We start from the raw sequence: 24,438 nt of genomic DNA on the forward strand, positions 1-24,438 counted from the left end.
CCGTCTCCCTCCCTTACTTTGAAAAATAGAAAGCATGTCCGGCAAACCTGCCGGAACACGCCTTCCTGCCGGTTATTGCCGTGCCGTTACACCGACGCGTTTGGCCCACCAGGCCGTGACAATCGGCACCAAAATCGCTGTGACGATAACGCACGACGCCACCAGGGCCGTCGCTGACGGAACAACCGGAGCGTACACGGAGTTGGCTGCGGCTACTGCCGCCGGAACTCCTGCTGCATTCCCTGCTGTGGATGCCGCGGACAAGCCTGCAATCCCGTTACCGCCTGTCAGACGATCCATCAACAGAAGGGTAATTCCTGAGATAACAACAACACCAATACCGAGCAGCACACCGAGAATACCGGCTTGCCATACATTTTGCAAATTCAAGCCGGCGCCAAGGGCGAATGAGAAGAAAGGAACCATCACCGGTACGGCCTTACCCAAAAACTCGCGCAGCTCTTTATCCAGGTTCCCCAGAATCATGCCGACCACAAGCGGCAGGATGGCTCCTACAAGCGTCTGCCATGGAAATGCAGCCAAACCTGCTACGCCAAGTGTAATCATCGTAAGAAACGGACCGGACTCCAAGCACATAATAGAGTAAGCCCCGACATCTTCCTTCTTACCGAACTGGCCCATCAGCGCCATATACAAGCCGCCATTCGTGTCATTCATCGCTGCTACAATCGCTACGACGGACAAGCCTGCGAATAATCCGCTTTCAATCATGCCCTCACCGAGAAATCTTGAGGCAATCAAGCCGACGATAACCGCAGTTAAAATCTTAGTCCCGAGCAGCGTTCCGCCTTTTTTCAAAATATAAGGGGTAGCTTTAAAATCGATGGTCGAACCCATGCAGACATAGAATACAGCCAGAATCGGCAGCGAACCGGTCATCAACGCTCCGGTAAACGAACCGAACGTCTTGGGAATCGAAGGAAAGAGCGTGTTAATAATGGCACCCAAAAGCAAAGGTACAATCATCATTCCGCCGGGAATGCGTTCAATTGTCGCTTTAATTTTCACAAGTAACCCTCCAAGATGTTTGTATTATTTTGCAACAATATGAAAGTTATAAGACCTTTCTTTAGTATTATAACAAGCTCTTTCTTCGTCACTCAATCCTGTTTATGTTTTATTTTTAAACATTTTATTCATTTTTCTCCACAGTGTAGCCCGATTAATGCCAAGTCTCTTACAGGCTTTGGATTGATTCATTCCCTCTTCCTGCAGCACTTGCAACAGGATCCGTTCCTCAATCTCCTCATACGTACCGCTTAAATCAATCTGAGCATACGCTGCGCGGGATGTGCCGGAGCCTGCATGCTGTATCAGACGCTCCCAGACTTCATGGACCTCTTCCCACTCGGTATAATGACCTTTTGTCATAAGAAGCATTTCCTGGATCGTACTCTCAAATTCCGGGATATTACCAGGCCAATCGTATTGGATGAGCCGCTCGAGCACCGTCTCTCTCATCCCTACAATCTGCTTCCCGAACTGTGAATTATATTCTGCTATGAGTCCCCTTATCATTTCTTCCGCGTCCTCCAGATGCTCGCGGAGCGGCGGAACGGTTAGATGCAGCTCACCTACAGCATAAATCAAGTCCTGGTTATAATCGCCGCGTTTGGCCAGCTTGGACATAGCAGTGGAGGAGGAGGCAATAAAGCGAAAGTTGTGGTTGCTGCGAATGAGCTGCAGAACGATCTCCTGCGCCTCCGGACTTAGACGGTCCGCGCGGTTAAAATACAGTGTCCCTGTATAACCTCCGTGCAATAACCCGGGAACTCCAGCGCTTCCGTAAACAAGCCGGTTCATCTCTTCATCGGTTACATCCTCGCATGTAATCATATAAAAGCCTTCCTGCTGCCGGCGGCTGGACGAATGGATCGCTTGCGCGAACATGAACTTGCCGCTTCCCCTCTCCCCCGATATCCAAATATTCCGGTCCGATTCGGCGAATTTTTTGGCGCGGTTGACTGTTTTTTGCAGTGTCGGGCTTGTGCCTACAAGCTGTGTGAACGTGGCAAGACGTGACGGGATGTATGCTTCAAATCGACGCTCACTCCTCCATGCGGTAAGCGACTCCAGATAAACCAAATAGCCCCGATGCTCTTCCTCCTCTCGAAGCACGACACTGACCTTGTACTGCTCATCAAACAAATGCACATAGTGCTCGCGGTCTGAGGTGTTCCGGCTTTCTCCGGTCTGCTTGATTACATTCGCCAAGGCGGCCGAGGCCAGGACGATGTTTTGCCCCCGCAGTGTTCCTTCTGCCTGACGCAGCATCCGGCAAGCCGCCTCATTAACATATTCGACACGCCGCTTGTCATCCAGAGCGATGATCCCGCGAGAATCCGCATCCAGCAAACGCCGGTAAAAGCGCACCTGCTCCTGACCTTTGCGGTACACCTCGTACACTCTGTGCACTTCGCCCAGCATATCCGCCGCCGATTCCCTGCCGGATGTGATCAATATGCCCCGATGCCCCTTGTCCTGAGCAGTACGGATAGCAACCATGTCGCCGAGTACAAGCTGGACACCCGATTGAAAAGCCTTCTGCAGCGCTGCCGCAACCTCGGACTTGTGCTGCACTTCATAGGAAGGGATGTCCATTTGCAACAGGCTGGATACTTCTTTAACCCCGCGGCATATGGAAGGGAATCCAATAATAGCCACGGAGGCGTTGGAATTTTTCACAAGCGTTAATACCCTCAGGATGTCATATCCCGAAACTGGAATGTCTACGACGGGAATGGTCACATGCTCGCGAATCACCGTTGCCGTACCGCCCCGGCTCACAATCATGTCATATCCGCTTTCCTCTGCATGCTGTACGAGCGGGATAGCCTCCTGCAAATCGGCAACCTCTACGTCCATTTGAATCGTCTCTTCTTGACTTACCGCATCAAGCAGTACATCCTTTAAGCCGGGATAAGGCGCAATCGCTAATACGCGAATTTTCGTTTGCATAAAAATCCTCCAAGCTTTGTTGCTAAATTAATCATTACTACATAATTATACCTCATTACAAACCAAATGTTGGAGGTCTATTCAAATGTATATGTTCATTTTTTAAACAATCTTAAGGGTTTTATCCGTTGCTTCAACTATTTTCCCAAAAGTGAGCTAATAGAATTCACCTGAGAGGGCCGGTTGATTAGTCTGTCAGATCTGCTTATCAGACCGGCAAGGTAACATTTTGGAATGGGTTGATTGGGCCGAAACGCCCGTAAGTAAGGCATCACAAGTATGTGATATATGGGGAAATTAGCGGAGAAGTGAACATAAAATATCGCCTAGCCTTTATATGTCCACGGGAAAAGCTTCGTTTTTGGAGATGTGTATCTTATCGCTTGGAAAAAACTTCATAAAATACTTTTCAACTTTAAAATGGATGTCCTTTTGGTACCACTTCGATAAATCATGCGCTTCAAATATACGGGACGTGCCCAAACGCTCTGAACGCTTCCCCATCGAACCGTCGCCGATATGAAGCGTATCGATCCAAATACGATCGGCAATGCCTTCGAGCACCTTGGGAAAATCAGGGGTAAACGGTAACACAGGAGAAATAGAAGCCTGTGTGGATATACCTGCCTCATGTACCTCTTTTAATGCTTTTACACGCAATCGGATTCCCGGAGCATAAGGAGCAAACGTTCGCTTGATATCTTCCCGGTCTGTTTCGATCGTCATGGATACAAGGAGCTTGCATTGATCTTTCAATTTCACCAGCAAATCCAAGTCCCTTGTGACAAGGGGGCTGCGGGTCTGTATTTGCAGCAGGTCCGGCGGAGCTTCCAGCATTTCTTCCAGTACCCGCCGAGTAACAGCCGCTTCCCTCTCAATAGGCTGATACGGATCGGTCGCCGAGGACATGAACAGACGAACCGGCTTGTTTCTTCGACGAAGGCTAGTGATTTCCTTCCTGTAATTTTCAGCGGCGTTTGTTTTGATGTCTATCCATTCTCCCCAAGGGATATCTTTGAACTTTTGGATCGGCATTTCTCTCACATAGCAGTACTTGCACGAAAAAGCGCAGCCGCTGTACGGATTTAAGGAATGAGTAAAACCAATATCCAAGTATCCCTTGGCATCGCTAAGAATTTTTTTCGAAAGGATATTTGCTATTTCCATCCGCATGGTGCCCTAACCTCCGTTGACCGATTTGACTTCTTTATTAACTGTATCATTTTGTGAGGTATCCGAACACACCCTTCTCCCTTCTTCCGTTACTTTCCTCTGTCTACTGCTTTTCGATTATTCAAATAAGAGCCGCTCACGTATACCAGACAAGCAATTGATAATCCTAATACAGGGAAATGGTAAACTGTAGGGAACCGTCACGATAACCGCCGAGGGAGACATCACGAGGTATTTGCCGCAACAAATCGGCATTAAGAGGATGGAGTGAAGCCAATGAAGCAGAAATGGATGGATGTTATCAAGAACAAGGCGATCGTATGGAAAATCCCGCTGGCGGCAGCTCTTTCGTGGGAAATTGCGGAATGGGCCGGGTCCCAGCATCCGTACCTTGCACCTTTGACGGTCATTTTATCCATTCAATTAACCATCGATAAGTCCATTCAATTTGCATGGCAGCGTATTGCGGGCACCATTGCCGGCGTCCTGTTTACCGTATGGATTGCGCCTATAGTTGGCACCAGCGGTTGGAGTATCGGCCTCCTTCTGTTGGTCGGAGCTCTATTGGTAACTTGGTTGAAATTAGACCATGCCATCCTGGTACAAGTTGCCCTCAGCATTTTATTGGTCATGTACTTTCAAAGCAAAATGCCGAGCTATCCCATGGACCGGGTACGCGATACGATAATCGGAGCTGTTGTCGCTTTGGTCATTCATTTGCTGGTGTTCCCGCCCGATTCCATTCACAAAGCCCGCAAAAAGATGGTCCATTTCTCAGATCATTTGTCCCACCAGTTTACCAATACAGCGCTTTGGATCAAGGAAGGCTGTCCCCCTCATAAAGCTCAAGCCCTGCAAAATCAATTGCAGTCGTTATTTCAAGAGCTGCATCAGACAACGACTGAGCTGGATCAAGCGGATAAGAGCTTGAAGTACAATCCGTTAGGTGCCAGGAAACGCATGATCTTGAACCAGCTGACGAGGCACATGGAGCGGCTGCGGTCCGGATATGCCAATCTGGCTGACATGCTGCGGGTTTTAACGAAATGGTCCGAAAGCGGCCATTTTGCAATTGATCATCAACGCATCTGGTCCGAACATTTGTTCGAATTATCAAGTCACATCAAGCATTGGAAAAAAGGGTTGGAGGAACCTGAAGCTGCTAACACCATTTCTAAAACGTCTACCCAACAAATCCAAGCTCCCGCTCATTTAAAAAATGAGCAGTATCCGCTTGCGTTATATATGAACGCAGAACAGGTGATTCAGGATTTCCAGAGCTCCAGTAAATTCCTGTAGTCATCCGGAGTATCCACGTCCATAAACAAGTGCGGGCTCACAAAATCTAGACAAATACCGGAGGGATCGTTGCGGATAAGCCGCCTCGCCCCTTGGTCCTTCTGCAGCGTGAGCAGGTCTGGGAATGTTCCCCTTGAAAAAAGTACCGGCGGTCTTGCCAAGCCTTCATATCTTGAGGCTGCAAAGCTGCTGTTGGGATGGGATTGATATGCGAGCAGAAGTTTATTAACCATTGATGGAGTGATCAAAGGCTGGTCCGCTAACAGGATCATGATCGCTTCCGCTTCCATCTCTTGTGCAGCCATGACACCGCACCGCAAAGAGCTCGCTTGCCCCAAGTGTGCATCAGAACACGGAACAACGGACCATTTCCGAGACATTGGCTCCTCATACAATGAGCTGTCGATCCAATCTGCTTCACTGTCCCCCGACACTATCACTACATGATCCAAGTCGGAGCTTAAGGCCGCTCTCAACGCATAATTTCCCAAAAGCATTGATCCCAGCGGGAGCCTAAGCTTATCCGAACCCATTCGGGTGCTTAGTCCTGCGGCCAAATAAATCCCTACGATCTTATTCCGCTTCACGGTGCACCAATCCCTGCAGCGCTATTTTTTCTAAGCACGGCTATGAGCTCAGCCACAATACTGACGGCAATTTCCTCAGGCCCTTCCGCTCCAATGTCGAGCCCGACAGGATATTGAGCTTTCACAGCAACCGGCACATCGGATAGCAAACGTTCCGTTCTTCCTTTTGATCCCAGAATGCCCAGATAGCGAATACGCTTCATAGACAGCAGCCGAAGCAGCTCCTGATCCCTTTTCAAATGATGAGTCATCACAACTACAAAATCGTAAGGTGAAAACGAAATCTCCGGTATCGTTTCTTCGGGAAACCCAACAAGGATGGAATCGGCATCCGGAAAATAACGCCGGTCGCACAATGCGGGTCTCCAATCGCTAACCAACACGGAAAAGCCGGCTGCAGCCGCCAAAGCGGCAAGCGGTCTTGCATCGGGTCCGGCACCGAATAAGACGAGTCGCGGCTTGGGTTCATATCTATACACAAACAAGGAGGATGGGTAGGATGAAAGGAATCTGTTACCGCTATTGCAGTGTGACCCCGCCCCGGTCGACATCAACTCTGCGAGTGACACAGGAAGGTCTCCCCTCCATTCTCCGAACAGGCGGAGATCTTGGGTCAAGAACCCGTATTCGGCAACGGAGCCATCCGGTTCGAATCTTTTGATCGCCATAACCGGGTTTTGCTGATCCAGGTAATGCTTCAATGTGGCTAAATGATCCTTGAGAATATCATCTACCGGCTCCATTATCACCTGAACAATACCGCCGCACCCCTGCTCTTCCCCCCACGACAACACATCCGATGATTGCATATCGAACACAAAGCTGCGGGAAAGTCCGGTTTCCAATACATCTGGAACGCAGGCTGCAAGGTGAGCTTCCAAGCACCCGGCACTGAGAACCCCGATTTGTGAACCGTCCTCCTGAAACAGCATGTTGGCCCCTTCTTTCCGGTAGGCGCTCCCTTTCACATGAGTAATTGTAGCCAATACACTCCTAGCTCCGGTACGTCGGACAGCTTCCAGAATTCGATGTATATGCGCCAAACTCTTCCCTCCCTCTGCTTCGAGATTAGTCCATCATGATGATTTCGGGGATAATATTTCCTTTACCGCAAGGTATATTTCTTCATAGGACGTGCACCTGCAAATGTTGGACTGAAGCCACACCCGAATGGTTTCTTCATCTGCATGGGGATGTGCCCTTCGTAACCCCTCGCAGTTCATGATAAACCCCGGCGTGCAATATCCGCACTGGAACGCCTGATATCGAACAAATGCCTCTTGTACCGGGGAATTCATCCGGCCTTCAATTGTCGTTACCTGCTTTCCATCGGCTTCCACGGTGAGCATTAAGCACGATTTCATGGGCAGGTTACCTAATAAAATGGTACAAGCGCCGCAATCGCCATTATCGCAGCCGGATTTGGTTCCCGTAAGCCCGAGATGATCACGAAGCGTATATAAAAGAAGCTCGGCGGCTCTTGCATGAATCGTTCGTTTCTCGCCATTGACTTCACATTGCACCTGAACCATAGTCGAATCGCGCAACACCATCCTTCACCTGCCTTCCAATGAGTGCAACGTATCCGCTATCGTTTGTTTAAGGACGAACCGGCGATAAGGGGCAGACCCCTCGACATTAGTCAACAATGGGGCGGGAAGCTTGCCGATTGCCAGTTCTATTCTGGTCTCCAATGCCATCGAAGAATCGTTCAATAACTCATCCATCGGGATGGATCGGAACGGGAACGAGCAGACGCCGCTATAAGCCGTATAAACCTGATGGTCCTTCTTCATCGCAGCTAGAGTCACTACGGGGTAGCCGATGCTCCCAATCTGCCGTTTTTTATAATGTACGAAAGGCAGCGACAAATTGCTTTGGTCTGTTAATATCTGTACGAGAAATTCACCTTTCTCCAGTCTGATTTGCTGTGAAAACACCTGATGGATCGAAGCCTCCCGGATGCCATGCGCTCCTGCAACAAGCACACGGCTATCGGCCAGAAGAAGTGGAAGCACTACTTCCCTGTAATGAATTTTGCCACAGATGTTTCCTCCCAGCGTAATTTTGTTCCGAGCTGTTTGATCAGCTATTCCAAGGGCCGTTTGGCTGAGCAATGGAAACAGATTCGCGGCGGATAATGCGGATAACGTGACGCAGGACCCGATGATCAGCGAACCGTTACGGAAGTCCATCACATTGCATTCCGGTATAGATTTTAAATCTATAACAGCATCCGGATGGATGGCGTGAGTTCGAGCCCATGTAATGATTTCCGTTCCACCGGAATAATAGATAGGCTGCTTCCCCTGCTTCTGCAAATGCTGAAACTGTTCGACAGCCATCTGAATGGTAGAAGGCTTGAAGTATTCAAAGTTCAGCGGTATCATGTATCGTCCTCCAGATCATCTCGGGCGTCAGAGGCAAATGGTTCAGCTGCACACCGGCGGCGATACTCAAGCTATTGGCCAAAGCCGCGGGCATGCCGATCAAGCCATGTTCCCCGATGCCGCGCAAGCCGTAAGGCGCTTCCCAATGAGGCGTCTCTACGAATTCAACGAAGTACTGTGGCTGCTCCCCGTAATGAATCAATTTGTAGGTTCGAAATTGCGGATTAAGGACGGCACCTTGTTCATTGAATGCAAAAGCTTCCCGGCTTGCCAGACTTAAGCCCATACTCATGGCGCCTGTCACTTGGCTGCGGGCTAATGCAGGGTTAATCACTTTGCCGGCATCCAAGACCGCTGCCGCTTTGATGATTTTGTATGTGAAATCTTTGCTATTCCATTCCACCTCTACCGCTTGAGCGCCAACCGTCCATTCCGGCCCGGGGTTCCCTTTTCCAGTCTCGGGATCCAATAAAGTCAGGTTCCGCATAGCGTAGCTTCCGCGGCCGATGATTTGTCCTCCGATCGTATTGCCATTCGGGTATGTATAGCCGTAAGCGATTTTCTCAATAGGAATCCCTCTATCAGGGTCATTCTGCAAGTAAACCCGGCCACCCCCTACTTCCAAGTCTTTTGGCAAGCACTGCATTATGGCAGCCGCTATGCTTTTTAACTGAAGGATGGCATCATCGGCCGCTTGCAGAATCGCATTACCGACTAGAAAGGTGCTGCGGCTAGCCACGGTTTTCCAGTGATGGGGATCGGTTGCTGTGTTAACATCCGGCGTTATGTGGATCCTCTGTTCGTCCATTCGCAAGCGCTCGGCTAACAATTGAGTCAGCGCGGTCCTCGTCCCTTGACCAATTTCCACTGCACCGCAAAGCAAATTCACGCTCCCATCGGGATTGAATACTACAGTGGCTCCCGCTCCGGCATTTGTCGGCGTACTCGAATTTTTCCAGAAACAGCTAACCCCTGTTGCCCTGACGAGATGACCATGAATTTCACGCTGGGGACGGTCGTCCCAGTGGATTAGTAATTTTAATTTCGCAATGCACATGGGCAAATCGCCCAGGTTACTTCTATTCAGTGCTGTTTGTGTCGGAGACGTAGCCCCAGGCCCTATCGCATTATAAAATCGAAATTCCAAAGGATCCATCCCGATTCGTTTCGCCAGCTCATCCATTGCTCTTTCTATGGCGAACGTCAGTTCCGGATGGCCGAATCCCCGAAAGGAAGTCGAATACGGGTGGTTCGTGTACATGCACAAAGAATCGCAGTGAACATTCTCGATGTGATACGGCCCTGTACAGTCGACAGCTGCGGCCCGGCTCATGATCGCTCCCCTGTCCGAATAGGCTCCGGCGTCAAAAAAATACCATATTTCTGCAGCCATCAGTTTGCCTTCACGGGTGCAGCCAAGCTTTATGGAGGATTCGAGTCCAATATGAACAGGAGAAGTGACCATGTCCACTTCACGGGAATTAATCAATCTTACCGCTTTGCCGCCTACAGCAAGGCTAGCCATATAAGCAAGAAACTCCAGCTGTATCGTGGATTTCCCGCCAAAGCTGCCTCCGACCAGCGGAGTATGGACAGTCACCTGATGAATCGGAATATGGAAAATTTGGCTGATCTCCTTCTGAATTTCATAGGGTGATTGGGATGCGGAATGGATGATCACTTGTCCGTCGGGCATAATCTGGGCCGTACTGCAGCGTCTTTCCATCGCAGCATGATCTGACTGAGGTGAACGAACCTCGACTTCAATAATTTGGTCACTAGTCCTCCATCCCTCTTCCAAATTCCCCTTGCGTATTTTAGTACGGTTTGCAACGTTGGTCCCTGGCTCCGGGAACACCTCCTCATGGCGCGCATACTCTTCCAACCGCTCATGAATGATCGGAGCATTGCTCCGGTAAGCTTCCTTGGGGGACTGAACGACGGGTAACAGCTCGTATTCTACCTTGATTCGACGGGCCGCCATCTCAGCTATGTATTCTTCTTCTGCGACAACTATCGCCACAGGTTCGCCGTAATATCTCACCTTATCTATTGCAAGTGGAGGGCGATCGGACAAAGGCGTCCCGGTCAAGACGGGATAATAACGACCTGTAACGACAGCTTTAACACCAGAAATCTTCATGGCCTCGGATGAATCGATTGATTTTATTAGAGCGTGGGCGTGAGGACTTGTAGCAAGCTTCGCATGCAGCAGCCTTGATGCCGGAATATCATTTACGTATTGCGCCGCCCCTGTAACCTTATCCCACGATTCTTTTCTGGGGATGCTTTTCCCAACCGACCGTCGGATGTAGACCCCCTCCTTACATTGAGTTCATTCGCACGTACCTATCTTCCTTTTCTATCTATATACAAGAGACGTTGTCCGTATTAACTATTTAAATGAATGAACTTCCAGATAAAGGAGAACCTATTTTATATGGTACAAGGAAGGGATCTGAAGCTGCACTATGGAAGCAATATGGCAAAGCTCCATCCGAACGTTATTAGGCTTTATCGTTTTGCTGTTATTAACGCGTATTTTAGGAAAAAAACAATTAAGTCAAATGACCTTCTTCACTTACATTACAGGAATTGCCCTTGGCAACATTGCGGGTGAGATGGTTTTACATAAAGACGAAATCGTTTCCGGTATCTCAGCCATGACCGTTTGGGCAATGCTGACTATCTTTGTCGAGCAGCTAAGCCTTAAATCACCGATGATAAGAGTTCTATTCGACGGTGTCCTGCAATCGTCATCAAGCATGGCAAACTACAGCAAAAGGCGATGGCTTTAAGCAAATTATATATGGATGATTTAAGCATGCTGCTAAGGGACAAAAATGTGTTCTCCATCCGGGAGGTCGATTATGCGATCCTGGAGCCTAACGGCAGACTAAGCGTATTAAAAAAGCAAGACATGGAAAGCCCGACAAAAAAGGATCTCCAGCTGCCTGTTCAAGATCGTTTGTATCTCCCTACCGAGCTCATCGTCGATGGCCAGGTTGTCAAAAGAAATTTGAAAGAGCTGCAACTGAGCTATAAGTGGCTGGAAGAACAACTAAGGCAGTCCGGCGCCGCCTCTATTCAAGAGGTGTTTTTTGCCGAGCTTCAAAGTGATGGCAGTCTTTTTGTGGATTTAAAATCATCATCTTTTCAAAGCGGTAGATAGAACCGGTTTTTATTGATTAATCAATTACTATTTCTCAAAAATATCTCACTTTCTGTTCTGCAATTCCCGGATTGTTGCTGCAATCCCGTCTGCTGGCTTCGTAACCGGAATCGGTCCGATGTGGCGCCTGTATTTCTCCCCGCTTAAGCGCAGCGGTTCCTCCGTTAAGTATAACATTTCAACAACCTCCTTCATGACAGGAACGAATAGGCCCAGCAGCGACAATCCGAACCTGCCAAGGGCAATAACGGGCTTCTTCATTCCGCTCGCTTGTCTGGCAATCCGAACTATCTCATGTCCGGAAATCACGTCGGAGCCTGGAATATTCCAATTTTGCCCGTATGCATGGTCGCGTCCCGCCAGCTCAACAACCATCACAGCCGCGTCGGGCAAATATACGTATTCCCGAGGTACGGACATGTTGCCAATGAAAAAGGCCATTTTGCCCGCAGCGATCGCTTCGAGTGTACCGCCCAGATACGAAGCCTGATTCGCAGTCGGTCCGTAATAATCCGGCAAACGAACTATCATAGCCTGCGTTTGTTCCCATCTGCCGCTAAAGATCATCTGCTCGAAAGCAAGACGCACTTTTCCTTTCTTAGTATGCGGCTGTTTGGGATGCTCCTCCGTAACCGGATTCGTCTGTCTCCTTCCATAAGGGTAGATACCGTCTATTGCGACTACTTTCAAGCTCAGTCGATTAGCTGCCTTCATTACGGATTCACCCAGGGGAATCAGCTTGCTCTCCATCTCGTGGTAAGGGACATTGGCACAATGAAACAATACATCTGCTTCCTTCGCCTCCCTAGCGATATCATCCGGCTTGAACGCATCCCCAGTAGCCAAAGATAGATGCCCTGGATTACCGAGCTCTCTAGCAAGCTCCTCGAGCTTTTGGCGTGACCGCCCGAAGGCAATGACGGGAATGCCCCTTTTTGCCAACTCCGCCGTAATAACAGCACCCGTACCTCCGGTTGCGCCCACCACAATCGCTTTATTCATCATTCATCAGCACTCCTTTTAATTTGTAATTGATCAATCACTAACTTATGTGAAAACTATACCAAGTTGTTATTGATTAGTCAATAACTATTTTGCCGATTTACAAACAATTAATGAACAGCGCCGCGGCACGCCGTTCCTTAAGCTTTACGACTGGTTGTAAGTTTGAGCACGGATAGAGGAGTTGGACCATCATGGACAGCGCGTATAGGCGGAAAACGGGATGCGAGTGTTTTTGTCGTATGTACAAAAAAGCCCCCTTAAGTAAGGGGACTTTAGAGTTATTGCATGGTAATTATTAATTACGGATTAGATAGTCGAATGCGCCTAAGGCTGCATTGGCACCTGATCCCATAGAAATAATGATTTGTTTGTAAGGGCTGTTGGTGCAGTCTCCAGCAGCGAATACACCCGGCACATTCGTAGCGCCATGACGATCTACTACGATCTCGCCGAAGCGAGTACGTTCAACTGTATCGCCCAGCCAATCGGTATTAGGAACAAGACCGATTTGAACGAATACCCCTTGCAATTCGACATGGTGTTCAGTACCCGAATCGCGATCGATATAGGTAATTCCGTCTACCTTGTCCGTGCCTGTAATCTCCTTGGTTTGGACGTTCTTGAGGACCGTCACGTTAGGAAGACTATAGAGCCGTTTTTGCAGGACGGCATCGGCCTTAAGCTCAGGCATGAACTCGAGGACCGTCACATGCTTCACGATACCGGCCAGATCAATAGCCGCCTCGATACCGGAGTTGCCGCCGCCGATCACAGCTACATCCTTCCCGATGAACAATGGACCGTCACAATGAGGGCAATAAGCTACCCCCTTGTTCTTGAATTCCGCTTCACCCGGAACCCCGACATTGCGCCAACGGGCACCGGTCGAGAGAATGACGGTTTTGCTCTTCAGCACTGCGCCGTTCTCAAGCTCGATTTCGACGAGATCCTTCTTCTCCAAGCGTTTGGCACGCTGAAGCTTCATGACGTCGATACCGTATTCCTTCACGTGCTCCTCTAAGCTCGCCACGAGCTTGGGACCTTCGGTATACTTCATGCTGATGAAGTTTTCAATGCCCATGGTATCCATGACTTGTCCGCCAAAACGCTCGGCGACAATCCCGGTGCGAATCCCTTTGCGTGCCGCGTAGATTGCCGCACTGGCGCCGGCAGGACCTCCGCCAACGACAAGGACGTCGAAGGGCTCTTTATCGGCAAATTCAGCCGCGTCAGGAGCGTTACCGAGCTTCGCAAGAATCTCTTCAAGTGTCATACGGCCGCTGCCGAAAAATTCATCATTGAGATAAACCGAGGGTACGGCCATAACGTCTCTCGTTTCAACCTCGTGCTTGAAGGCTGCGCCATCAATCATCGTATGGCTGATACCGGGATTAAGGATGCTCATCAGATTCAAAGCTTGGACGACATCGGGACAATTGTGGCAGCTCAGGCTGACATAGGTCTCGAAACGGTATTCGCCGCGGATGCCCTTGATCTGATCTATAAGGTTCTGCTCTACTTTAGGCGGTCTGCCGCTTGCTTGAAGCAGTGCAAGTACCAAGGACGTGAACTCGTGCCCTAGAGGGACACCGGCAAAAACGACACCCGTGTCTTCACCCGCACGGTTCACGCTGAAACTTGGCGTGCGATAAAGCTCGGTTCTTTCTACCGTGATCTTGGAGGAGATGCCGGTGATTTCGTCGATCAGCTCCAGCATCTCCTGGGATACGACATCAGAACCCGCACTCACTTTGATCTGCACATCGCCTTCCATGAGCTGCAGGTATTGAGTTAGCTGTTCTTTGATATCCGCATCCAATGCCATAAGTTATCGCTCCTTAGATCTTTCCGACGAGATCAAGGCTTGGCTTCAAGGTTTTGGAGCCTTCTTGCCATTTTGCAGGGCATACTTCGCCTGGATTGTTACGTACATATTGAGCAGCCTTAACCTTGTTCACCAAGATGCTTGCATCACGGCCGATTCCGCCTGCATTGATTTCAAGCGCTTGGATAACGCCGTCCGGATCGATAATGAACGTACCGCGATCTGCAACGCCTTCCTCTTCGATCAATACGTCGAAGTTACGGGAGATCGTATGAGAAGGATCGCCGATCATGATGTAAGTGATTTTTCCGATTGTCTCGGAGCTATCATGCCATGCTTTATGTGTAAAGTGAGTATCTGTGGAAACAGAGTATACTTCAACGCCCAGGCTTTTCAGGGTTTCGTACTGGTTTTGCAAATCTTCAAGCTCTGTAGGGCATACGAAGGTGAAGTCTGCAGGGTAGAAGCAAACAACGCTCCATTTTCCTTTGAAGTCGGCTTCGGTAACATCGATAAATTTGCCGTTATGGTAAGCTGATGCTTTGAATGGTAACACTTCTTTTCCGATTAGAGACATAGTGAAAGTTCCTCCTTAGAAATTGGATTCGTTTTTGTACATATCATATGATACCTCAAACTGCCATTTTAATCATGAAGTTATGATGAAGAAATTATGAAAGAATGATGAAAATCATGAAGACTCCGGTTGGATGCCGGATATTCATTCTATAACGTCCTTTGGATCAGGAAGAAAAGAGGGAAACCGTTGCTTGCTAGCAAAAGTCTCCCTCGTTATATTGACGTAGATGTTGATCCCGACTGCTAGAAGCTAAACTGCAGCAGAAACAATCGGTTTCCCGATGGTTGACTCAATGGGCTTCAATAAATTTACGTTACTCATCGTCGTGCTCAGAATCAAATGTTCTTTGGGAGCCGATATCACGGTAAGACGCTGCCCCTTCTCAATGGCTGCAGAAACAACCGGTTTAGCCGTGGCTGTATCCAATGTCATGATCAGATCCGGAAAAGTCGCAAGCCGCTCTCCATCCTTCTCCAGCGTCATATATTCGTTCCAGAAGGTCAATTCAAATTTTCCGTCAACCGTTACGATACCGACATCGAAGCCATTTTTGGTCTCCATCCGGAAATCGGTCACCGTACCCGTTGTCTCTACGCGTCCGCCAAGCTTATTTACGACCGCATCAATAGCCGCTTCTCCCCTATGATTCAGCAAGGCTTCCCCAAGCTCAATTGCTTGCCGGATGGCTCCTGGGGCACCGTGCTGTTTGGCGTAACGGACGGTAACCGGATTTCTGGCCACAGCAACCATCCCGCCGGCCTCAATCGACGCATTACGCACCATTGATGCGGATCTTTCCAGTACACCGGATACGCCGATTTCGATGTAACGGCCACCTTTGCCGCCGACTGCACCTTGATGGGAGATATAATCGGGCAATTCGGAAATATTCATAGCCCCCATCAAGCCTGTTGGATGCGCGCGGCCATTGCAAGGATTATCAATGACCGGAATGCCGGTCATCGCGGATTGGAACCAGCCGTTCACAGTTGTCTCTGCGCCATTCTCGTTGGTAATCAAGCCTTGAATCGGCTTTTGCACTCTCTGCGATACCATTTCAAGAGCCCGGATATAATGAACCGGCTTCAAATATTTGTCCTTAGCGCCGGGAGCGCCGACTAGGGCTACCGTAACAAGAAGATCTTCGTCATTCAATTCGTCTACAGTAAGCAGCCTCGGTTCCCCGAGCTCAAGAGCAAGCTTGCCGATCTCAAGTCCTCTCTCGATCCAGCCGCCGCCCCCTCCTCCGAGCACGGCTCCGCCGTAAACGGCATATTCCATTATGCGTTGATCCAGTGTCATCGTTGACATGCCAATCCCTCTTTTACTTTTTTAATTTGAACACGGAATTAAAGAAGCTGTACAAAGCATCACCGGCAATGAATCCCGCTGCCATTATACTCATCGTCTTTTCCGCTTCTTTACCTTTGACCTTCAAGACGATCAGGCGAATCGCAATCCCCGCCAGCACAGCCCAGCAAGCGTACGGTGTCAGAATCAGCAAACCGGTAGCAAATAAAATGCCCAGCTGCCGCTTCGATCCGCCGATCAGCTGAAGGAGCGCTCCCGGTATAGCCCATAAGACTAATTGCATAGCGACGTCAGGTGTAGTGCCGGCACTAATCGTTGACGCATACACGGTATCAATAGGAGGAACCATATGATTGCTAAAGTAGCTGGGATAAGTAAGGATAACCGTCAAAAGCGATACGCCGAAAGCAATCATTCCCGTAATATATTGGGCTCTTCTGCCCTGCAGCTCATACTCGATGTCTTCACCGTTCCCGCGCAGGATATAGCCTGTCTTCAGGTCATAACCCATATCCGCGAAGGCAGGCCCTGTCGCCGCACTGAATCCTGCCAGCAATGCCAATGCAACCGGCGGAAATCCGATCAGCATCCCGATTAGCAAAGTGATAAAGGAAACGGCAAAAGCGGGAAACCAGCCGGAGTGCATCGCCGCAATGCCGACGATCAATTCATGCACAAACGCCGCAAAAGCAGCGAAAAGCAGGAAACCGATAAACATGCCGGCTGACATTTCACTCAGTATTCCGCTAACAATCGCAATGATCAGGGCGATCCCTAAATATAGAAGAAAGCCATATCCTAATACGCGTCTAGTTGCCTTGGTTGAAACCGTTCCTGATGAAGCTGAGCTTGAGGTGGGCTCCTGCTGGGCAGGCTCCTGTTCCTTTTGCTTCTTGAGGATCAGTGACGCGACCTGGAATAGCGCAACGAGACCGGCACCGATCATTAAACCGTGCGCTATGTAATACTTGCTGATGTCAAAATGGAACCAAGGCAGGGAATACTGCCGAATCATTAGACCGATTCCGAACATGATCAGCGCCCCGATATTACCAATAAAAGCAACCCCGAAGGCTGACATGGAGATGTGAAAATAAGAGCCGCCTAAACCGATCAACGTACCAAGCCCCAACAGTCCCGCACGCTTACCACCCTGGTCACCGGCCATAATGGATTCCGCTGTGGCTACACCTGGCGCCCATGTTCCTTTGGCCGGAAAAATTTTGGAATCAAACAGCTTGTACAACAGCGTGGCATCAAGGAGCATCGCCAAGGCAGCACCTACGAGCATTGGAACAATCAGCTCCTGCTTGCCCATCATAAAAGGAATCCCGATGGGGATTAATAAGCTGTTGGCCGCCCCAAACGTCGCTGACGATATCGCCGTTTGAACCAGGTTCTGTCGATGCACCGAACGGTATCTGCTCAGGATGGCGACAGGAACCCTGGCAATAAGCATCGCAATCAGCGCGCCGATAATAGATGTGCTCGGTGTGATCCCGAGTGAAGTGATGATTTGCATCCCGATGATCGCACCGAAAACCGACGTGACAATAGTCAAGATTAATGTAAGCGGCTCCAAAGCAGACGGATGCTTTTTCTTTGAATGGTCCATGTTCATGTTGTAATCTCCTTCTATGCTGTAGGTGTTATGGAAGCATCCGATATGCTTCTGGGTTCTGAGCAAGCAGTCTTTGAATTTCGGACTTGGCCGCTTTAAGATGCTCGAGGGCAGGCTCGATTTTATCGGCCGGCATCCGAAAGTCGGGTCCGCCAATCGCCAACGAAGCCATGATTTCATGACGGGCATTAAATATTGGAACGGCTATGGCAAAAACCTCTTCCGTATACTCTCCCATGGAATAGGCCCAGCCTGCTTTTCGAATATCGTCCAGATCCCGACTCAGCTCTTCCTTCGATACAATCGTTCGATCCGTATATCGGCGCAATCCCTTATCCATGATGGCCATTTGGACATCCTTGGGCAGAAAGGCCATGATCACTTTGTTGGAAGCGCCCACACAAAGAGGCGAGCGACTGCCGACGGTAACACCGTACCGAATCGTCTGCGAGCTTTCTACAATCTCAACACAAATGCCCTCATCCCCATCTCGCCAAATCAAATAGGTCGATTCGCCGGTTTCAGCGGCAAGACGGCGCATGACAGGAAGCATAAAATCGGAAATGGAGAAGTTGTCCTTCACGACAGCCCCGAGCTCCATCCATTTGATCCCTAGCGTGTATTTCTTTGTTTCTTGATTTTGGATCAAGTACCCGTGCTCCTCGAAGGTTGATAGGATCCGGTGAGCTATGGAGTGACTCATATTCATTTCCTTTGCCAGCTCCCGAACCCCCCATTGCGGCGTCTCTCTCGTAAAATAACTTAACAATTTCAATGAGTTATCCAGCGTTTTTAACAAAAGCAATCCTCCTTGTCCCTATATTAGAACCAGTGTATCTATTTTTGATTAAAAACAGTATAGTCAGTTTCGTTTGCAAATTCAAGAAAAACTATTCCGTACAATTTTGAATGATCCAAGCCGTTTAACCGCGATAAACTCCTTGCATGAGAAAAGGAGCTAAGCCGCCTTATTTGAGCTTAACTCCTTATATTTATCGCGCAACGATGGAAGATAGTGTCCTTCATTATTGGGAGCTGCGATCAGTGCCACAGTAAAATGATGACTATAATAAGCAGCTGGCAGTACAGATCAGAAGATTAAAAAATAATGAGCCGAAGTATGATAAGATGATGTAAAAGGAGTTGATAGACCGATGAAATATTTGCATTCCATTGCGGAGGAAAAAATTCAGAAGGCCATCCGGCAAGGAGAATTCGATCGTTTGCCCGGTGACGGAAAGCCGCTGCCTCCCGATGAATTGGAGAACGTCCCGGAGGAGCTTCGCGTCGGTTTTAAGATTCTTAAAAATGCCGGCCTGATTCCCGAGGAAATGCTGCTTCGCAAAGAAATGGTTACACTAGGGGACTTGATTGCCGCCTGTCAGGATGATACGGAACGCGAGAGGCTTCAGAACGAGTTAACCGTCAAGAAGCTTCGTTATCAATCACTAATGTCTGACCGCGGCTGGCTGGCATCCGATGCATTCTCCGAATATGAGCATCAAATCAAACAAAAGCTGACGGACAATGAAAAGTAATGAGGCCAAGGCAGCTTGCCTACGCTAGCTCCAAATGGCCTCGAATCATGGAAACAAGATTGGCCGCTTGTTCCTGGGCTAATGCCCCGGATACTATAGATCGTGCCGCCGCCGGAATATACCAGGCTTTGATGTCTTCCTCCGATACACCTGATAAGCTGCAATACTCCTGAAGGAACGCATGACAGGCTGCCTGCTGCGAAGCCCGGAAGAACTCGTTTACTGCCGCAGACGTTTCCGGTGGGAGTACGGACCGGGGAACCGGCAGCCCGCTCTCCCAAGCAGCAGTACTATTCGTGAATTCCTGCTGCACGGCCTTCCAAGACGTATGAGCTTGATACAGCTTGACGACTTTGTCGTCACCGTCCCATGCATATACATCGCAACTCGAACCCGTTCCTACACAGTGTCCTAGCATGTTTCATCCGGCCTCCCCCTAGCTTCCATAGATTCTATTTTTAAAGCTAAATCATTCGACACCCTAGCCTATTTCCCTTTTTTTACCTAATACTATTCCTTAACAGTTCCCATTTCACCCCATATCCCCTTCTTTCTGGTGATTACCTGCAGTAAGAATGTCTGCTTTCCCTCTTTTTGAAAAAAACTATGTATTTTCAATGCTAAATTAAGTAATATTATATAGCGGAAAAATAATAGACATCAGGAGGTAACTATGCTGTTCAAAGAGCAATTCGACGAGATTCACCGGATCGCGCGGACGATCTTCGACAATCCCGAATTGGGTTATAAAGAAGTGAAGACCCGGCAGACTGTTGTGGATTTTTTGACTCGCGTCCATCCCGGGATCGAACTCGAATCCTTCAGCACGACAGGACTCAAGACGTCGCTCGGCAGCGGCAAAAAGCTGAACATCGCTTTCATTGCAGAGCTGGATGCCGTCTACGCCCCTTCACATTGGCGTTCGGATCAAGCGACAGGTGCGGCGCATAATTGCGGCCATTATACCCAGGTAGCCATCGCGCTGGCGTTGTACAAGTACTTTTATACTACGGGCGCTTACAAGGCTTGGGATTACACGCTGACGTTCATCTTCGTTCCTGCAGAAGAGTATCTTGATCTGGCTTATCGGGACGAGCTTCTCAAGAATAAGCAGATTTCGTATTACGGCGGCAAGCCGGAAGCGATGAAGCTTGGCGTGTTCGACGATATCGACATCGGCGTTTGCGTCCATGCAATGGGCGGTGAATTCCCGGTACGGACGATTGAAACGAACTGTGACTTGGCCGGATTTTTGTACAAGCGCTATACGTTCGAAGGTAAGGCTACCCACGCCGGCTTCGACCCGTTCTCCGCGAAAAATGCTTACAGTATGTCTACGCTGTTCAATGTCGCTCTAGGCCTTGCCCGCCAGCAAATGAAGGATTCGGAAAAGGTCCGGATGAATCCGATCGTGATGGAATCCGACATGTCCACCAACGTCATTCCGAACCGGATTAAGGTCGGGTCTGACTTAAGAACGCTTACGGTCGATTATATGAAAGAAGCCGCTGTCAAAATGGACGATGCGGCAAGAGGAAGTGCCTTAGCGCTGCAAGGAAGCGTGTCGATCGAAACGCAGATGGGCTATTTGCCGTTTGTACAGGACCGTTATCTGTCCGAGTTCGTTATTGAAGCGTTCCATGCTAACGACGAAATCGCCGCCTTCCGGAACGAGACGCCCATCAGCGCCGCAGGCGACATCGGGGATTTGTCTTATATGATCCCTTGCATTCAAATCGGCTACAGCGGTTTTACCGGAATAATCCATGGAGATGACTTCAAGGATATCGATCCCGAGTTCATTTACGAAATTTTCCCGAGATTCCTCGCCGACGTATTTGAACGTTTCAATGGCCGGATCGACCGATCCAGGCTCTATCGTCGTTCTTATAAAGAATACGAGACATTAATTAACTCCATCGCGCAACAGTAATTAACGGAAAAGAGGATTATCATGAAATCGACGGCATCCAAGTCCCAATTTATACTTTTGCTTGTTTTCGCGCTTTTGGTCATTACCGTATCAGAGTTTATCGGCATCCAGTCGGTGAAGTTCGGTTCGGTTAAGATCAGCTTCCTGCCGCTGGTCTACGCGATCCTGATCACGATGATACTAGGGATCACCGTTGTGCGCAAAGGCATCTTGAAAAAGGTATACAGTAAAGAAAACGTCAACTTTTCAGGAAAATATTTGATTTTCATCATGCTTCCCTTGATGGCCAGATACGGGGCGGATGTAGCTCCCAAAATTCATGAGATTTTGCAGGTCGGCTGGATTTTCGTTATCCAGGAATTCGGCCATTTATGTACTGTCTTGATCGGTCTGCCGATTGCTATTCTGATCGGATTGCGCCGGGAAGCGATCGGAGCTACTCTCGGAATCGGACGTGAAGGCGAGCTTGCCTATATTTCCGAGAAGTACACGCTCGATTCTGACGAAGGCCGCGGTGTCTTGTCGCTGTACATCATCGGTACGCTCTTCGGAACCTTGTTCTTCAGTATCGTCACACCGATTCTGCTTTCTATCGGCTTCGACGTAGAAGCCTTAGCCATGTCGGCGGGTGTCGGCTCCGCCAGTATGATGACCGCTGCTTCCTCTGCCCTGGTCGCTGGAATTCCGGACAAGGCGTCCACTATTACGGCCTATGCATCAGCAAGCCAGCTGCTGACCAGCTTCATGGGTACGTACACGATGGTATTTCTAGCTGTGCCTATTCAACGATTCATGTACAAACTATTGGTTAGAGGTGCTAAATAATGGAAGGCGGATTAAATAAATACGTAAAGTACGCTTTGGTGCTGCTGTTAAGCATATCCCTGATTTTGTTCACGCAGGAAATTAAACTGCTCAAAAACCCGAACAGTACTCCGATTTCGATGATGACGATATATGGTTTGATCGTGCTGTGGGCGTTTTCCTTTATCGGAATTCTGATCTCCAGCCTGATGAAAAAAGTGCCGCTCAAGCTGATTCAGGATTTCCCTGTGCTCGGCTGGGTATCGATTACTTCCCTAGTTTTTTGCCTTATTTCCGATACTTTTATCCATAAGATCCAAGCCGTCGACTTTCTGTCGATCACAACGCCGATCCTGACCTTCGCGGGAATTTCCGTTGCCGATCGTTTGATCGACCTGCGCAAAACATCCTGGAAGGTTGCTATCGTCGCTATCTTCGTCTTTAGCGGCATGTACGTAGGCAGTGCTATCCTGGCCCAAATCGGTCTGCATCTTTCCTAAGTACCTCCTGCGGGTTGATTCCAACACGGATTTACGGCCACGCCACATGCAGCAAAAAACCTTAGTCGCACATGCAGCGGCTAAGGTTTTTTGAATTATAAACTTGCCCCTATTCTCCCATTATGCTTCGCTGATCATACGGGGGCACTCCGCAGGCAAATCCCTCCCTAGGCTCGCACTCGATCCAAATATTCGTGCCAGATCTTGCTCTCCTCATCTGACATGCCACCCGTGATGGTAGAAAAATCGATGAACCGGTCGAATCGGTCTTTTAATAGAGCAAATTGCTGGAATGAGGCCGTTATTTTGCTGAGCGAAGCTGAACTTGCCAGCTGCTCCAGATTGCTAGCATGAGTACCGCTTAGTTCCAGGGATTGAAGGTTTTCAAGCTGATTCAATGCAGAGATATCCTCTATCGCCGATTCTCTTACAATCAGCTTTTCCAGTCTATGGAGTCCTTCCATAAACTTCATATTCGGCAGAGTGCCTCCCTCCAGCACCAGCTTGCGCAAGTTTACGAGCTTGCCTAATTCAGTCAATTCGCTCCCCGTTATTTGACCCAATTTGGAAATGGTCAGCTCCTTAAGCTGTTTGAGTTCAGCTATACTGCGAAGCTGCTCCTTATCTGGATTGGATATTTCCAGGACACGCAAGCTCTTGACCGGCTTCAATGGAGAAAAATCGCGAATCTGAGTATCCTGGACATCCAGTATTTTTAATTTGGGAAGCGAGCTGAGAGGAGTAACATCCGTTACGGCCGAGCCGGAAAGAATCAGCTCCTGCAGCTGCTCACATTCTTGCAGAGGGCTTAGATCCGTAACCGGATTTTTCACCAGGTACAAATTTTTCAGCTGCTTGCAGCCGGTTAATGCTTCAATGGAGCGGATTTCGTTCACGCTCAGGACTAGCTCGCGTACATCCTTGCACTGCCCTAGCGGAGAAATATCCGTCAATCCTTCTCGTATAAAATATAACTTTTTCGCACGAACAAACGCATCCGGGGAGCCGGTCGTCTTGATGATTCTCTCTTTCCAATCGTTATCTAGACTGTCATACCACTCATTCAAGTTTTGTCCGCCTATCTCTTGTCCAAACGGCTCACACACTGGAAGCTCCATTGTGCGGATCGCATCGAGAAAATGAACTTCCCCTTCCTTGCCGAAGCTCCAGGTGATGTATTCTTCATCCTCGCGATTGACGCTGTAATTACCTTCCCTGGCTGTGTCACGGATAAATTCAAGCAAACGAGTAAGCCGGAGAGCTATTACATACTTAACCTCTTCGTCGCGTCCGAAATTAATAACCTGTCCCGTCATTCCTTTGTCTGCAGGATCCATGTCAATGCCCAGGTTGTTGCCGCCCCAATCCTTGCTGATCGGCAGCCAGTAACGATGGATATATTGTTCCTTAATCCAGCCGGCGGGAACAGAATAATGCTCCACTTCCATAGCATGATTCTCCAGACCGACCCAAATCCTCCATTCCGCAAGCATGTCATCCAACGATAGAAACGGTAGTCCAAAAAATAGCCCCGGACCCCCGTCCTTTTCCCCATTATGGACCAAATAAAGCTCTCTCAGCTCTGCAGGCAAGGCAAATCCCATCTCCGCTTCCGCCTTGTGAAGCTCCTCCTCCGATGCCGGCGGATTTAACGCTCCGGCTAGCTCAGGAAGATCGGTCTGCAGCAGATCTATTATTTCTTGTAGCAATTGTTTCATTAG

At 49.0% G+C, this 24,438-nt stretch carries 23 protein-coding genes; 7 read left to right on the forward strand and 16 right to left on the reverse strand.

Annotated elements, in window-relative coordinates; genetic code table 11:
• Positions 1-72: 72 nt before the first annotated feature.
• The 3 genes from ABEA66_RS16675 to ABEA66_RS16685 form a co-directional block, all read right to left on the reverse strand.
• Positions 73-1,029 (reverse strand): 2-keto-3-deoxygluconate permease, encoded by a 957-nt coding sequence (locus ABEA66_RS16675; RefSeq protein WP_079911651.1) that lies wholly within the window; start codon positions 1,027-1,029, stop codon positions 73-75.
• 102 nt (positions 1,030-1,131) lie between these two features.
• A complete protein-coding gene (locus tag ABEA66_RS16680; protein ID WP_345589041.1) occupies positions 1,132-2,979 on the reverse strand; it encodes a sigma-54-dependent Fis family transcriptional regulator in 1,848 nt (615 codons plus the stop codon).
• A gap of 333 nt (positions 2,980-3,312) precedes the next feature.
• The gene (locus tag ABEA66_RS16685; RefSeq protein ID WP_345589043.1) at positions 3,313-4,152 is read right to left on the reverse strand and encodes an SPL family radical SAM protein; all 840 of its coding nucleotides are present in this window, start codon (positions 4,150-4,152) and stop codon (positions 3,313-3,315) included.
• A 276-nt stretch (positions 4,153-4,428) separates the two neighbouring features.
• On the opposite strand from ABEA66_RS16685, the gene ABEA66_RS16690 reads away from it, so the two are divergent.
• Positions 4,429-5,451: an FUSC family protein gene (locus ABEA66_RS16690; protein ID WP_345589045.1), complete on the forward strand. Its 1,023-nt coding sequence runs from the start codon at positions 4,429-4,431 to the stop codon at positions 5,449-5,451.
• Here the strand turns inward: ABEA66_RS16690 and ABEA66_RS16695 are convergent.
• Genes ABEA66_RS16695 through ABEA66_RS16715 form a run of 5 tightly spaced genes read right to left on the reverse strand, consistent with a single transcriptional unit; the run spans position 5,418 to position 10,739 of the window.
• The gene (locus ABEA66_RS16695; RefSeq protein WP_345589047.1) at positions 5,418-6,038 is read right to left on the reverse strand and encodes a nucleotidyltransferase family protein; all 621 of its coding nucleotides are present in this window, start codon (positions 6,036-6,038) and stop codon (positions 5,418-5,420) included. The genes ABEA66_RS16690 and ABEA66_RS16695 overlap by 34 nt on opposite strands.
• A complete protein-coding gene (locus ABEA66_RS16700) occupies positions 6,035-7,081 on the reverse strand; it encodes an XdhC family protein (protein ID WP_345589049.1) in 1,047 nt (348 codons plus the stop codon). The genes ABEA66_RS16695 and ABEA66_RS16700 overlap by 4 nt, the downstream gene beginning before the upstream one ends.
• Before the next feature lie 33 nt (positions 7,082-7,114).
• Entirely contained in the window at positions 7,115-7,591 is a 477-nt protein-coding gene (locus ABEA66_RS16705; protein ID WP_345589051.1) for a (2Fe-2S)-binding protein, read from the reverse strand.
• 3 nt (positions 7,592-7,594) lie between these two features.
• A complete protein-coding gene (locus tag ABEA66_RS16710) occupies positions 7,595-8,428 on the reverse strand; it encodes an FAD binding domain-containing protein (RefSeq protein ID WP_345589053.1) in 834 nt (277 codons plus the stop codon).
• Complete coding sequence (locus tag ABEA66_RS16715; RefSeq protein ID WP_345589319.1) at positions 8,409-10,739, reverse strand: xanthine dehydrogenase family protein molybdopterin-binding subunit; 2,331 nt, start codon at positions 10,737-10,739, stop codon at positions 8,409-8,411. The genes ABEA66_RS16710 and ABEA66_RS16715 overlap by 20 nt, the downstream gene beginning before the upstream one ends.
• Before the next feature lie 160 nt (positions 10,740-10,899).
• On the opposite strand from ABEA66_RS16715, the gene ABEA66_RS16720 reads away from it, so the two are divergent.
• Together ABEA66_RS16720 and ABEA66_RS16725 are read left to right on the forward strand one after the other, a co-directional pair.
• Positions 10,900-11,226, forward strand: a complete 327-nt coding sequence (locus ABEA66_RS16720; protein ID WP_345589055.1) for a DUF421 domain-containing protein — start codon at positions 10,900-10,902, stop codon at positions 11,224-11,226.
• Positions 11,217-11,600: a DUF421 domain-containing protein gene (locus tag ABEA66_RS16725; protein WP_345589057.1), complete on the forward strand. Its 384-nt coding sequence runs from the start codon at positions 11,217-11,219 to the stop codon at positions 11,598-11,600. The genes ABEA66_RS16720 and ABEA66_RS16725 overlap by 10 nt, the downstream gene beginning before the upstream one ends.
• Positions 11,601-11,645: 45 nt before the next feature.
• On the opposite strand, the gene ABEA66_RS16730 is transcribed toward ABEA66_RS16725, so the two are convergent.
• The 6 genes from ABEA66_RS16730 to ABEA66_RS16755 form a co-directional block, all read right to left on the reverse strand.
• On the reverse strand, positions 11,646-12,602 hold the full coding sequence (locus tag ABEA66_RS16730; RefSeq protein ID WP_377739479.1) for an SDR family NAD(P)-dependent oxidoreductase: 957 nt from the start codon (positions 12,600-12,602) through the stop codon (positions 11,646-11,648).
• 298 nt (positions 12,603-12,900) lie between these two features.
• Positions 12,901-14,430, reverse strand: coding sequence for an alkyl hydroperoxide reductase subunit F (ahpF, locus tag ABEA66_RS16735; RefSeq protein WP_345589061.1), 1,530 nt, complete (start codon positions 14,428-14,430; stop codon positions 12,901-12,903).
• 13 nt (positions 14,431-14,443) lie between these two features.
• A complete protein-coding gene (ahpC, locus tag ABEA66_RS16740; RefSeq protein WP_079911665.1) occupies positions 14,444-15,007 on the reverse strand; it encodes an alkyl hydroperoxide reductase subunit C in 564 nt (187 codons plus the stop codon).
• Positions 15,008-15,259: 252 nt separating this feature from the next.
• Entirely contained in the window at positions 15,260-16,321 is a 1,062-nt protein-coding gene (locus tag ABEA66_RS16745; RefSeq protein WP_345589064.1) for an S-methyl thiohydantoin desulfurase family protein, read from the reverse strand.
• A 13-nt stretch (positions 16,322-16,334) separates the two neighbouring features.
• Positions 16,335-17,936 carry an OPT/YSL family transporter gene (locus tag ABEA66_RS16750; RefSeq protein ID WP_345589321.1) on the reverse strand — a complete coding sequence of 534 codons (1,602 nt, stop codon included), beginning with the start codon at positions 17,934-17,936 and terminating at the stop codon, positions 16,335-16,337.
• Between the two features lie 34 nt (positions 17,937-17,970).
• Positions 17,971-18,741: an IclR family transcriptional regulator gene (locus ABEA66_RS16755; RefSeq protein ID WP_345589065.1), complete on the reverse strand. Its 771-nt coding sequence runs from the start codon at positions 18,739-18,741 to the stop codon at positions 17,971-17,973.
• A 355-nt stretch (positions 18,742-19,096) separates the two neighbouring features.
• Here ABEA66_RS16755 and ABEA66_RS16760 point away from each other — a divergent pair, with 355 nt between their 5' ends.
• The gene (locus ABEA66_RS16760) at positions 19,097-19,480 is read left to right on the forward strand and encodes a DnaJ family domain-containing protein (RefSeq protein ID WP_345589067.1); all 384 of its coding nucleotides are present in this window, start codon (positions 19,097-19,099) and stop codon (positions 19,478-19,480) included.
• Between the two features lie 19 nt (positions 19,481-19,499).
• Here ABEA66_RS16760 and ABEA66_RS16765 read toward each other — a convergent pair whose 3' ends face one another.
• Positions 19,500-19,898, reverse strand: coding sequence for a hypothetical protein (locus ABEA66_RS16765; protein ID WP_345589069.1), 399 nt, complete (start codon positions 19,896-19,898; stop codon positions 19,500-19,502).
• A gap of 255 nt (positions 19,899-20,153) precedes the next feature.
• On the opposite strand from ABEA66_RS16765, the gene ABEA66_RS16770 reads away from it, so the two are divergent.
• The 3 genes from ABEA66_RS16770 to ABEA66_RS16780 are packed head-to-tail and all read left to right on the forward strand — an operon-like array spanning position 20,154 to position 22,717.
• Complete coding sequence (locus ABEA66_RS16770) at positions 20,154-21,413, forward strand: M20/M25/M40 family metallo-hydrolase (RefSeq protein WP_345589071.1); 1,260 nt, start codon at positions 20,154-20,156, stop codon at positions 21,411-21,413.
• Between the two features lie 21 nt (positions 21,414-21,434).
• Complete coding sequence (locus tag ABEA66_RS16775; RefSeq protein ID WP_079911672.1) at positions 21,435-22,238, forward strand: DUF3100 domain-containing protein; 804 nt, start codon at positions 21,435-21,437, stop codon at positions 22,236-22,238.
• Positions 22,238-22,717 carry a hypothetical protein gene (locus tag ABEA66_RS16780; protein ID WP_345589074.1) on the forward strand — a complete coding sequence of 160 codons (480 nt, stop codon included), beginning with the start codon at positions 22,238-22,240 and terminating at the stop codon, positions 22,715-22,717. Before ABEA66_RS16775 ends, ABEA66_RS16780 begins: the two co-directional genes overlap by 1 nt.
• 167 nt (positions 22,718-22,884) lie before the next feature.
• Here ABEA66_RS16780 and ABEA66_RS16785 read toward each other — a convergent pair whose 3' ends face one another.
• On the reverse strand, positions 22,885-24,435 hold the full coding sequence (locus tag ABEA66_RS16785) for a leucine-rich repeat domain-containing protein (RefSeq protein WP_345589076.1): 1,551 nt from the start codon (positions 24,433-24,435) through the stop codon (positions 22,885-22,887).
• Between the last annotated feature and the right edge of the window lie 3 nt (positions 24,436-24,438).

Origin of the sequence: Paenibacillus vulneris, assembly GCF_039543185.1 — a bacterium.
GTDB lineage: Bacteria > Bacillota > Bacilli > Paenibacillales > NBRC-103111 > Paenibacillus_S > Paenibacillus_S vulneris.